8 protein-coding genes are annotated in these 13037 nt (G+C 47.5%); all 8 read left to right on the top strand.

All coding sequences use genetic code 11. The annotated features are described in order from the left end of the window. Positions 1-172: 172 nt before the first annotated feature. The 8 genes from AC3WRW_RS04330 to AC3WRW_RS04295 all read left to right on the top strand — a co-directional run bounded on the left by AC3WRW_RS04330 (position 173) and on the right by AC3WRW_RS04295 (position 13023). The gene (locus tag AC3WRW_RS04330) at positions 173-1477 is read left to right on the top strand and encodes an ABC transporter substrate-binding protein (RefSeq protein WP_492545131.1); all 1305 of its coding nucleotides are present in this window, start codon (positions 173-175) and stop codon (positions 1475-1477) included. A gap of 74 nt (positions 1478-1551) precedes the next feature. Further along, a complete protein-coding gene (locus tag AC3WRW_RS04325) occupies positions 1552-2457 on the top strand; it encodes a carbohydrate ABC transporter permease (protein WP_492545130.1) in 906 nt (301 codons plus the stop codon). After that, a complete protein-coding gene (locus AC3WRW_RS04320; RefSeq protein ID WP_492545129.1) occupies positions 2454-3272 on the top strand; it encodes a carbohydrate ABC transporter permease in 819 nt (272 codons plus the stop codon). Before AC3WRW_RS04325 ends, AC3WRW_RS04320 begins: the two co-directional genes overlap by 4 nt. Positions 3273-3425: 153 nt before the next feature. Then, a complete protein-coding gene (locus tag AC3WRW_RS04315) occupies positions 3426-4760 on the top strand; it encodes an ABC transporter substrate-binding protein (protein WP_492545128.1) in 1335 nt (444 codons plus the stop codon). 97 nt (positions 4761-4857) lie between these two features. Further along, complete coding sequence (locus tag AC3WRW_RS04310; RefSeq protein ID WP_492545180.1) at positions 4858-5775, top strand: carbohydrate ABC transporter permease; 918 nt, start codon at positions 4858-4860, stop codon at positions 5773-5775. Further along, complete coding sequence (locus AC3WRW_RS04305) at positions 5772-6587, top strand: carbohydrate ABC transporter permease (RefSeq protein WP_492545127.1); 816 nt, start codon at positions 5772-5774, stop codon at positions 6585-6587. Before AC3WRW_RS04310 ends, AC3WRW_RS04305 begins: the two co-directional genes overlap by 4 nt. 141 nt (positions 6588-6728) lie before the next feature. After that, positions 6729-7184 (top strand): helix-turn-helix transcriptional regulator, encoded by a 456-nt coding sequence (locus tag AC3WRW_RS04300; RefSeq protein ID WP_492545126.1) that lies wholly within the window; start codon positions 6729-6731, stop codon positions 7182-7184. Between the two features lie 289 nt (positions 7185-7473). After that, positions 7474-13023: a cohesin domain-containing protein gene (locus AC3WRW_RS04295; protein ID WP_492545125.1), complete on the top strand. Its 5550-nt coding sequence runs from the start codon at positions 7474-7476 to the stop codon at positions 13021-13023. The last annotated feature ends 14 nt before the right edge of the window (positions 13024-13037 follow it).

The following is a 13037-nucleotide window of genomic DNA, read 5'->3' as shown; positions in this document are numbered from 1 at the left end:
AGATTGAAAAGGAAATGGTCAACTTCAAAATTGTTCGTCCAGCTCTTGGGCTGATGTGTAGAAAAGAGCGCTTCTTGTGTTGATCTCGCTCATATGAAAGCGTCATCAGAATTGATAGAATGTGGTTAGTATAGTTCAGAAAGCTATATAAGATGTCATTAGGGGGATATATATGAAGAAGTCAAAGATGTTTACTGTTTTGTCTGTCATGCTCGTTACGGGTTCCATGCTATCGGCATGCGGAAGCGCGACAAATAGCGGTGAGAGCGTCGCTACCGGTACGCCGGAAGCTGGCAAAGCTGCTAATGATAAGAAAATAACATTAACCGTAGCAACGAACATCGTCGGTGAGCCGGCCAATGTGCTGCAGGACATCGCCAAAAGTTTTGAACAGGAAAATCCGACGATCCACGTTGAGTTTAGCGCACCGGGCGCCGAGTATGAAAATATTATGAAGATTAAAATGGCGTCTAACTCCTTACCGGATGTCTTCTCTACGCATGGCTGGTCAAAGATTCGTTATGGAAACTATTTGGCCGATTTGAAGGATCAGCCTTGGGTAAGCCAGCTGGACGCTAACATCAAGCCGGCTGTTACGGATGCCGCAGGAAAAGTGTATGCGCTGCCGATCGATCAAGATAAATCAGGTCCGGTGTATAATGCGGATATCCTTGGGCAATACGGAATAGCGGTGCCTACAACGGTAGAGGAGCTGCTGAAGGCATGCGAGGAAATTAAGACCAAAAGCGGGGGTAAAGTGACCCCGATCCATATTGGTGGCGCAGACAGCTGGCCCATCGGTCAATTTTTTGACTTCATGGCAAGCTCCTACTTTATCAGCGGGAACAAAAATTACTCCAAAGAGCTGAAAGACGGCTCCTTTGATTGGAAAAATTTCGACCAACTGCCCCAGCTATTCCTGGACATGCAAAAGAAAGGCTACCTGAACAAAGATGTATTGACTGCAAAATATGATGATTCCGCCAAAGCATTTGCAGAAGGGAAAGCCGCCTTCGGGATCTACGGTCCGTTCTTAATTGAAGAAGCTAAGAAAACGAATCCGAATGTGAAAGGCGGTTTAATGCCGATTCAAGCGGCAATTGCCGGCGATAAGGTGACTTTTGCAGGAGGCGAGAAAACGACTTGGGGCGTTTGGAAAAACTCGCCGAACCAAGAAGCAGCCAAAAAATTCGTTGCGTATTACGCCAAGCCTGAAAATGCAGCCAAAGTAGCCAAAGCTCAAGCGCTTCCTCCGGGAATCAAAGGCGTAGCCATTGATGCCGGCAGTTTGACCAAAGATTTCGAAAAGTATAAGGATGTTGCCGTTATTCCTTACTTTGACAGGGAGTATCTCCCTAATGGCATGTGGGACGTGATGTGCAAAAACGGGCAGGACATGCTGGCCGGTGCCATCACGCCTAGACAATATTCCGAAAATATGAAAAAAGAATTTGATCGTCTCCGGGCAGTGAAATAAAGGGAAACCGAATCGCCCGCAGTTTGACCGGGATGTCACTGCGGGCTGTTCCCATAACAGAAAGATGGGATCTCATGAAATTTGGAGAAAAACGAACTCCTAAGCATCACATCCTCAAATCGCCGGCTGCATTAAATATCATGTATGCGCCTGCGCTGCTGCTGTTTGCCATTTTTATTTTCTATCCGCTCATTCAAGGGATCAAAATCTCTTTTACGAACTGGGATGGCTATTCGCAGCAGTATTCTTGGGTAGGTTTAGATAAATATGAGGTCATGTTTTCGGATAAAAAAATACTGCTAACGATGAAAAACACGCTGATTTACGGCTTGGGAAGCACGCTATTGCAAAATATTTTTGGTTTGGCCTATGCCCTGTTCCTGGACCAAAAAATTCGCGGAAGAGGTTTCATACGGACCGTTGTCTATTTGCCGGTGATCATCAGTCCGCTAATCATGGGATATATCAGCTATTTCTTCTTCCAATACAACGGGGGAGCCGTCAACGATCTGTTTCTGTTATTTTATAAGGGGCCGGTTGATTGGTTATCTTCAGGTCCGCGCGCCGTTTGGATCATTAGCTGTGTTAATACATTCCAATATATGGGAATTTCTATGATTATTTATTTGGCTGGACTTCAATCGATTTCCAAGGAGTATTATGAGGCTGCAGATATCGACGGGGCTAGATGGAAGGCGAAATTGACGACCATTACGTTACCGCTCTTGATGCCTGCGATTACGATTAACGTAGTTCTCAATATCATCGGCGGCTTGAAATTATTCGACGTCATTATGGCAATGACAAAAGGCGGTCCAGGCTATGCTACGCAATCGTTGTCGACGATGATGTACAACTTATATTTTGCGCGTCAAGACGCGGGTTATGCAGCAGCATTAGGCAATGTGATGTTCGTATTTATTTGTATTTTCGGCCTGTCTGCGCTCTATTTGCTGCGTAGAAAGGAAGTGAAAATGTGAACAAACGCGGGAAACTGATTGCCTATACGATAGCAGCTTTGATAGCTATCATTCACATCATTCCTTTTTATATTTTGATCAACATGTCCTTTAAATCATCGCAAGATACAAGCAGCAAGTGGTTATTTCCTACAAGCATTTATCTGGAAAATTTCACGAACTCCTGGCGGGCGGCACAGCTGGATCGAGCTATTTTGAATAATAGCATCATCACCTTTTCGGTTGTCGTACTTGTTGTTCTTATTGGGGCATTTGCCTCCTACCCGCTAGCCAGATACCAAACGAAATGGAATAACTTCGTCTATACGCTTAGCGTCGCTTGTCTCATTGTACCGGCGCTTACCATTTTGGTGCCCTTATATAAGCTTGTAGTAGATTTGAACGGGATCAACAGCTATTGGGCCGTTATCTTGACTCAGGTGACGTTTTCGCTGCCCATTACCATTTTTTTATTCACGGGTTTTATTCATTCGGTACCCAGAGAGCTTGATGAGGCCGGTCTGATCGACGGCTGCAGCAGGTTCGGTGTTTTTTTCAGAATCATTCTGCCATTGCTGAGAACAATTACAGCCACGGTCGTTATCTTGATCGGTGTACAGGTATGGAATGATTACCAATTCTCCGTCTTTTTCCTGCAAAAAAAGGACATGATGACGATCCCGGTCGCACTGTCCGGCTTCATCTCTCAATTCCAGAGCAATGTTAATTGGGTGGCCGCAGGCTGTCTCATCGGTATGCTGCCATTGACGATCGTATATTTAGTTTTGCAGAAATATTTCGTCAAAGGCATGGTGGATGGAGCGATTAAAGGTTAGATGTCAATCCGATTTCCGAGCTGGGCAGCACTGTAGAAAAGAGCGCTTACATCGTAGATTTAGTACATGTGTAAGCGCTCTTTTTTATGTTACGATTTGTATCGAACAAGAAGTGTAGCTACAACTTAATTGAAAAAGGGAGGAAGTCATAAGATGAGAAAAGTTCTACTAAGCGGCATGTTATCCATGCTGGCCCTATCCGTAACATTGGCGGGATGTTCCCAAAGACAAGCAGGTGGGGATACAAGTCCTGCACCGGCTGCCGCCACACCTGCACCGACGCAAGCGCCTAAAAGTACGGATACAGTCAGTAGCGGAGGCGGCGACAAAACGAAAATCACCGTTTACCTCAACACGAATGATAAACCCGTTCAAGACGTGTATAAAGGCATTGCCGGCGACTATGCGAAGGAAAATCCGAAGATCGATGTGGATCTGCAATTCCCGGGTTCCGAGTATGAAAATATTTTAAAAGTCAAAATGGCGGCCAATGATCTGCCTGATATTTTTGATACGCACGGTTGGGCGATTATTCGTTACGGCAAATATTTGGCCGATTTGAGAGACCAGCCTTGGGTATCCAATATGACAGATACGATTAAGAACGTCGTAACCGATAAGGATGGCAAAGTGCATGTTCTTGTCTTGAGCGAAGCGAAGGATGGTTTGACCTACAATGCGGATTTGCTGAAAAAATACAGCATAGAGCCGCCGAAGACGTTCGACGAATTGCTGGCCGCTTCCGAGAAGCTTAAAACCGAAAGCAAGGGAGAGGTTACGCCATTCTTCTTCTCCGGTGTAGACGACTGGATGATCGGCCAATTCTTCGATTACTTCGCTACTTCGCTCTTGATCAGCCCGCAGCAAAACGAGGGACAGAACTTGCTGGATAACAAATTCGACTGGAATAAATGGAGTGCGCTGCCTGAGAAACTGCTCGAAATGCAGAAGAAGGGCTACATCAACAAAGATGTGCTGACTGCAAAATACAGCGATCTGCCACAGCAATTCGCGCAAGGCAAAGTCGCCTTCTCCTTGCTCGGTCCGTCCTTCGCGGATGAAGTTCATAAAGTGAAGCCTGATCTGCAAATCGGCTTCATGCCGGTGCCTTCCATGGTTGCCGGCGATGCGCCGAACTTCTCCGGCGGAGAGCGCAATACGATGGGGGTTTGGAAAGACGGCAAACATATTGAAGAATCGAAGAAAGTGATCGCTTTCTTTGCGAAGCCTGAGAATATGGCGAAAATCGCCAACGCGTCTAAGCTTCCTCCTGGCTTGAAAGGCGTAGAATCCAAGCATGAATTTACGGAATACTACAATAAATATGCAAGCATCCGGGTTTTCCCGTACTTTGACAGGGTCTACCTGCCAAACGGCATGTGGGATGTGATGTGTAAAACAGGCACGGCTCTGCTGGCAGGCAGCGTAACACCGAAGCAATACTCCGACAAGATGAAGCAAGAAGTGGAACGCTTGCGCAACAAATAATTGCGGGACAGGGAGGGCGTCCGCCCTCCTTCTTTCCTAACCTTATAGATCCAAGGAGGGGGCACGAATGACGGAGCCACAGACAAAGACGACCATCATGCCTGTTTCCGCCGAACGGCAGACGAAAAGCGGGTTATTGCGAAGAACGATCCGCAGCAAAAGCGTCCTCAACTTGCTGTATTTGCCAGCGTTGATCTTATTCGGCATCTTTATCTTTTATCCGTTTATTAAAGGAATCGAGATTTCGTTTACGAATTGGGATGGCTACTCGCAGGAATACAAACGGGTTGGCCTTAGCAATTACAAACGCATGTTTACGGACCCCGATATTATCAAAGTCATCAAGAATACGATCATTTACGGCATCGGGAGTACGGTTTTTCAAAATATGATCGGGCTTGCCTACGCTTTATTCTTAAATCAAAGCATCCGGACGAGGGGTCTTGCAAGAACCGTCATCTATTTGCCGGTTATCATTAGTCCGCTCATTATGGGCTATGTCTGGTACTTCTTCTTTCAATTCCAAGGCGGTGCAATCAACGACTTTCTCCTGCTGTTCCAGGATCAACCTGTGAATTTGCTCGGCGATCCCAATATTAACGTGTGGATCATTACGTTCGTGAACACCTACCAATACCTGGGCATCGCGATGGTGCTGTTTCTGGCGGGCCTGCAAACCATTCCTAAGGATTATTATGAAGCCGCAACGATTGACGGCGCAGGGGCATTCGCCCGCTTCACCAACGTCACTTGGCCGCTGCTGGCACCGTCGTTCACGATCAGTATCGTGCTCAATCTGATCGGGGGACTGAAGTTGTTCGATATTATTACGGCGATGACGAACAGCGGTCCCGGGTATGCATCCGCATCGTTGTCCACGCTCATGTACCAGCTCTACTTCGGCCGTCAGGACGCGGGCTATGCCGCTTCCATCGGAAATCTGATGTTCGTCATGATATCGGTCGTCAGTCTAACGTCTTTACTTTATTTGAGACGCAGGGAGGTTACAGCATGAGAAGCAGCCAAAAGTGGAAAAACTTCTATGCCCTGTTAATTTGTCTAATTCATATTTTACCATTCTACGTGCTGATCACCACTTCTTTCAAGGCTGCGGACGATACGAGCTCCAAATGGATTATGCCAGGTTACTTATATTGGGATAACTTCCAAAACGCCTGGCGGGAAGCGAATCTGGGCAGTGCGTTTATCAACAACACGACGGTAACGTCCATATCGGTGGCTTTGCTTATCATTCTTGGTTCGATTGCCGCATATCCTTTAGCCCGGCACCGAACGGCATGGAATAAATTTATTTACACGCTGTTTATCTCTGCCTTAATCGTTCCGCCATTAACGATTCTCGTACCGCTTTATAAATTTATGGTCGATATCGGCGGCATGAATCAGTTCTGGGGCATTGTGCTGCTGCATGTTACCTTCTTTTTGCCGATTACCATTTTTCTATATACGGGTTTCATCGGGACGATTCCAAGAGAGCTTGACGAGGCTGCCATGATGGACGGAGCCGGTCGCTTTGAATTGTTTTACAAAGTGATTTTGCCGCTGCTGAAGCCGATTACGGCGACAGTGATCATTTTAGCCGGTGTCCAAATTTGGAACGACTATCAGTTCTCTGTCTTTTTCTTGCAAAAACCGGCCATGCGTACGATCACCGTGGCGCTTTCCAGCTTTTTCGGACAATATAACAACAACATCGGCTGGGTTGCCGCCGGTTCCTTTATGGGGGCTATGCCAATCGCTGCGGTATATTTGTTTCTCCAAAAATATTTTATTCACGGGCTTTCTTCCGGAGCGGTAAAAGGGTGATTTCATCCATCATAATTACAACGATGTCATCATGGACTGACTTCTCCTAGCTTGGGAGGACAGTCTTTTTGACTGCGAAGGCATTCCAATTTCCCAATCCAACGTATAACGTTTGCTTATTTCTAAAGGGGGGATTACAGCATGAACATTGTCGTTGCGGATGACGGCTTGGAGCTGTTAAAGCGCTTAAAAGAGAAGGGGACGCATGTCGTCAGCATCATGATTGGGGACGATGATGATTTGCCCTTCTTTGTCATCGTGCCCGAGAGCAAGCGAAATGAGAAACCGATTACGGTCGCTTTAAAATATATCGACACCAACATTCGCAAACGGCTTACCTTAACTGAAGTTTCGAAGCAGGCGAATGTTGCTCCTACCTATCTGGCTGCGCTGTTCAAGCAAAAGCTTGGACAGACCTTTCTTGCGTATTTGATTTCCAGAAAGCTTGAAATTGCTTGCGTCTTATTGCAGCGTGGCTATCAGTGCCAAGAAGTGGCCGATTATATCGGTTATGATAATCCACGATATTTTGGGCAAACCTTCAAACGGTATCTGGGCGAGACGCCGACGGAATACCGCAGCCGGATTGTCCAATGAAAGGGATGCCTGCATCTTAAAATTTTATACATTTTCGATAAGATCTCCTATCACATCTCTTTGGAGAAGTGATGTACAGTAAGGGGCAATGGGCGGCGGTCAGGTATCGTCACAAGCTAGCGGGAATGCCGGCCACACTGAAATCTAATGGAGGTGAAGAAGCACGGCCTGCTGGCGCAACCGGCATAAAGCAGAATTAGGGTTCGGTTCCGCAAGATTTAAGATTCTTATCAAGGAAGATTTCGCTTGTCGCAAGCAAGGAAAAACTATTCTATGAGGTGATATATTTGTGAAAAAGACAGTGTCACTAGTTCTGTCTTTGTTAATCAGTTTGAGCGTGTTTTTCTCACCGGCGGATACGAATACCGCATCGGCAGCCGTCATGCCGACAGCTGCCGAAGTTGCGGCAAGCATAACGTCGGTAGCAGCTCCGCCTGCCGATGCGCCGTATTTGGTTCTTCCATCGGTACCCGACGGGTTTAGAATCAGGATTAATTCTACAAGCAACGCGAATGTCATTAAATTATACGGATCGATCATTCCTCCGGCTGTGAATACGAACGTGAATTTGACTTTCATCGTGACGAGAACGACAGATACCCCTGTAACGACCGCTACTACCGGCAGCATCACAGTGAGCGTACCGGCCAAAACGGGAAGTGTCGCCTGGACCGGTTATGAAGCCGAGAGTGCGACAATAACGAGCAATACGGCCGCTCAGCCTGTTACGACGGCAAGTTGCAGCGGAACTACACCTTGCTCCGGCACCGGCAACGGACAAAAGTTAAAGAACCTTGGGAACAGTCCGGACAGATACGTAACTTTTGAGAACGTTACCGTCCCTTCCGCAGGCGCATATTTTATGCAAATGGCTTATGGCATAGGCTCCGGATCAAGATCATTCTTTATCAGCGTCAATGGCGGCGAGCCGTCCGAAGTATCCGTGAGCGGACCCGGCACTGATTTCAATCCTATCTTGAATACGTTTACAATTATGAATCTGAATGCCGGAACGAACTCGATTAAAGTCTATAACAATACGGCATGGGCTCCCGATTTCGATAGAATCGTAATCGGTCCGGTGGTTACGCCGATTGTTGCCTACGCCATGTCCGCGATCGATGTGCCTGCCGGATCCACTGCAGCGCAAGTTGCCGCAACGATTGCTTCCATTCCATCACCCGCACAAGATGCCGCCAGCTTAACGCTGCCAGCCGTGCCGGACGGATTTACCCTGGCGATTAAAAGCTCGGATAATCCGGCAGTCATTCAAACAAACGGCACCATTTTCCCTCCGAAAACCGACACCACCGTGACATTGGTGCTGGAAGTTACGAGAACTTCCGATCATACCACAGCGCTCACATCAAGCATTCCGGTATCAGTTCCTGCGAAAAGCGTAAAACAAGACAATACGACGGGCATTCGCTTGAAAGAACCCGCCTACAACTATGTTAGTGGGATTACAGAAGATGCCATTACGATTACATCGGGCGACACCTATATGTATACAGTCGATACGGCAGAAGGCGCTGGCCGCACTACTTTGACTATAAAAACGGTGGGAGAACTGCTCAATTCAATTACGGCTTCGTCATCTGCCCCTCAAACTTACACAGTCAAGGGCGCAAAAGGGACGAAGCAAATGACGGACCCGATTGAGCAGGGCGACATTGTAACGGTAACAGCGGGACCGGATTCTCGCGTTTATGCGATAAAGGTCATCAAAGGCGCATTGAGAGGCAAGACAGAGCTCGTGGGCAGCACAATCACGGCAAATACGCCAGCTGACGTCGTGCTGAATTTCTTTGCAGGGATGAGAAGTCCGGCAACGGAAGTTGCGCTCAAGGTTCCGAAGGGGATTGGAGCGACGATGGATAACACATCGGTAAATGTAATCGGCAGAGGCAAAGTAAAGCTCTCAGGACTAGCGACTCAATCTGTCGGCAGAACAGGAGCAGGATACCGATTCCCGCAGGTGGGCACGGCAGCTATTGATAACCAAGAGGATGGAAGCCAGCTCATTACATTGAGGGGACTTGATTTAAGACCGGCCAATGGAGCGGATCTTCAAATTACTTTTGAGGGTGTGACAGTGACCGCAGGCAGCTATGAATTTGCGGTTTCCTACACGACTTCCGAGCCGGAAGTATTAACAAGCCCATGGGGCGGAGCAACTTTAAACGTAGTCAGCACAATAAGCGACTTTAATCGAGTATTGGATAAGAGCCTTACGTATAAGGAAACAGCCGACACGTACACGAAGGCAAAATTCAGCTGGAGCGCTGCCAAAGGTGCCGCTTCTATGAAATTGATGCAGTCAACGGATAAAGGAGCAACATGGACCGAGAGCAACGCTTCCGTTGGTGCGCAAAGTAAGGAAATAGAGGTTGCAAACCTTTCTCCCAATACCGAGTACTACTTTAAACTCGCAGTTGCCGGAGGAGTGAATGCGGGAGACTCCAATATCGCCAAATTTTACACAGGCAAATTCAACGCCAAACTGATGGGCGCAAAAGGCGACGGTAAAGCGGATGATACGCAAGCGATCGATAACGCCATTTTGTATCTGAATGCTTTGGGCGGCGGTACGCTGCTGTTTGAGAACGGCACGTTTAACGTAAGAACGGTCCATCTTCAAAGCAATGTCTACTTGTATGTCAATCAAGATGCGACTCTATCCGCTTTAAAAGGCGGCGATGCCCCGGAGACTACTTATTTCTCGGATTTAGGATATCGCTCGGGGACGTCGGCAACGTCTACAGGTCCATACAAAGATCCTGAAAATTACTTAACCAAGCAGGACGTTGGCCACCATTACTTTAGAAACAGCATGTTTTTTGGGGAACGATTAGACAATATCAAGATTATCGGCAACGGCAGAATTACAGGCAACGGCAATTTGACGACAAGCGACGGGGTTATGAACAATGCTCCGGACAATCGCAGCGATAAGATGCTTACGGTAAAACTATGTACGAACGTTGAATTCGGCGGCTTCGATAACGGGCTTGACCTGTGGTACGAGGAGACCAATTCGCCGACGACGGACGAACCGTACTATATTCAAAGCATTGACCCGGACGGCAATAATGAAGTGAAGCAAAAAGACATCAGCAATATGCTCAGAGTGGATAGGGCAGGGCATTTTGCAATGCTTTCAACAGGCTCGGAAAATGTCAATACACATGACTTCTATTACGGTAAAGATGCGAGCGGCAGTGCCAGAGACGTTTTTGATTACATGCAAACCAGCAATGTGTACGCGAAAAATATTTATGCTAAAGGCACCTCCGACGATATTGTCAAGCCGGGCAGCGACTCTTCATTAGGTTTTACAAAACCGGCAGCTAATTTCTATGTTCGCAATATTATCGGCGATACCAACTGCAATTTGTTCCAAATCGGCAGTGAAACCGTTGACGACATTAAAAATGCTTACGTCGATAATATTTATGTGTTGGCGGGAAATAAAGCCGGATTCTCCATTTCCACGAATGACGGCGCTACGGTGGAAAATATTTATTTGAATTATGGTCAAACAGGTCCAGTCCACCATAAGGCGCAAATGAGACGCACACGGGCACCGTTCTTTATCTCGATATCCAATAGGGGACGTGTGATCGGCGGCGACGCCGTCAGAATGAAATGGATGGAGAACGGCGTGCAGCGAGATGAATTGTTAAGCAAAAATGTCAATATCGGACATGTCAGAAATATTTTCATTAAGGATGTCAATATCGAAGAAGTGTATGGAGGAAGCCAGTACAGCAATCCTTCCAAGAGATGGGTTCCATATACGAATCAGAACAAGGCAACACCGATCATTGCAGGCTACAAAGTAGGCGATGGCGGGCCGGTTCTGCCGGATGGACGCAGCATTGGCTATATCGAGAATCTGCATTTTGACAATGTGGATGTGTTAGTCAAGGGCGGCAACAGCATTGCCGATGCGGAAATTAGTCCTCCGGAGCTGGGTGTCGGCAAGTACAACATCTCAGATATTGGGGAACAGCCATCCTACGGCTTCTGGGCAAGACACGTGGACGGTCTTACATTTACCAATGTCACGACAAGATTTGAGAAAAACGATGACCGGTATGCGATCGTGCTGGATGATGTTAAAAATGCGGCCTTGGACAATGTGAAAATGGTCAAAGGGAGCGCTAACCCGAAGGTCATACAGTTAAAGGATGCAAGCAACATAACCATGACAAATACTTCCTACTACAAAAATACATGGGGCAATCAGCTTACTGCTCTAGCAGACTTGAGTCATGTATCGGTAACGGGAAAACAAAGCTATCCGCTCGCTGTACAGGACCCGCACAATACATCGATTCAATTGAAAGCGGTCCACCCGAATCTGACGAATTTAGATACTTCCGCCTTCACGATTACAGCGACGTTGGGAACCACAGTAGCTGATCTGACCAACCAACTGGAATCGACGGATGGAACGGTACAATCTTACGCCGTCACGGATTCGGCAAACAAAGCGAAAAATTTGGGACTAGTTGAGACAGGAGACCTGCTTGTCGTAACCGCTCAAGATGGGACAACAAAGAAAAGTTATCGTATTTTCGTTCCGCTTGAGATTCTGCTGAAAGCCGATTCGCAGCTGAATTCAGTTGTGAAGAGCATCCCAAGCATTACGCTTTCGACTTCTTCGACGAATGGAATCAGCTATTTGCAAACGAATGCCGTACCGGTCGGAGAGTGGATTGAATTGAGTATTGCCGTTCCTGCGGCGGGTACTTATCAAATGTCTTTCCAATACAAGACCAATACGACGGGAAGAGCTACCGTCCAGCCTTATGTCAACGGGGTTGCCAAAGGTTCCCCGGTCAACGAAAACAATGCGACGGCCAATCTGTTTATTCCGGTGGATCTGGGCCAGGTTACCTTTGCGGCTGCGGGCAGCTACCCGGTCAGATTCGTTGCAAAAAGCGCAGGCTCGATCGTTATTGATTACATCAAGTTAACGGCAATCCGTGATAGCGGTGCAACAAAGTCCGCATTAAGCGGGACGGAGAGCGTTAAAGCAGGCGAATCATTCGACGTAACTTACGGATTGTCGAATGTGAATGACAGCATTTATGCGCAGGATATTACCTTTACGTATGACCCGGAGAAAGTGGAGTTTGTCTCCGCAGTATCCGTGAAAGACGGACTGCAGATCGTAGACCGGAAGGAAACGACGGGGCAGGTCCGCATCATTGCGGCAAGCCTTGGAGCGGGAAATACGGTAAATAACGGCGGCGATTTACTGAAACTGAGCTGGAAAGCCAAGTCGCTCAGCCAATCGAGAATAACGGCAATGACTTTATCCAGCGTTATCATCTCGAATGGAGAAGGCGTTGAAACCCAAGTTGAGGGCGTTTCACATCACGTCTCGATCGCAGCCATAGTCATCGTCGATAAAACAGCGCTTTACAACGTTATCGCCAGCGCTCAAAGCAAGCATGATAGCGCAGTCGAAGGCGGCAGTACCGGTCAATATCCGGCCGGATCGAAAGCAGCGCTGCAAGCGGCGATCGAAAGCGCAAAAAGCTTAGCTGACAATCCAGCGTCCACGCAGCAGCAAGTGGATGAAGCGGCGGCGGCATTGAGCGCTTTGCTTGAAGCTTTCCTTGCGTCTGTCAACACCGGTGTGCGCGGAGATGTGAACGGAGACAGCAAGGTCACTGTCGGCGACTTGGCCATCACGGCTAAATGCTACGGCAAATCGAGCGCCGATCCGGATTGGGAGCAATGCAAATCTGCCGATGTGAACGGGGACGGCTTCATTGACATTACGGACCTTGCTATCATAGCCAGGGCAATTTTTGAAAATTAAAAGAGGAGTTAACG

It is taken from the genome of Paenibacillus sp. FW126-R14 (assembly GCF_058789495.1).
This window is presented reverse-complemented; position numbering and strand designations above follow the sequence as displayed.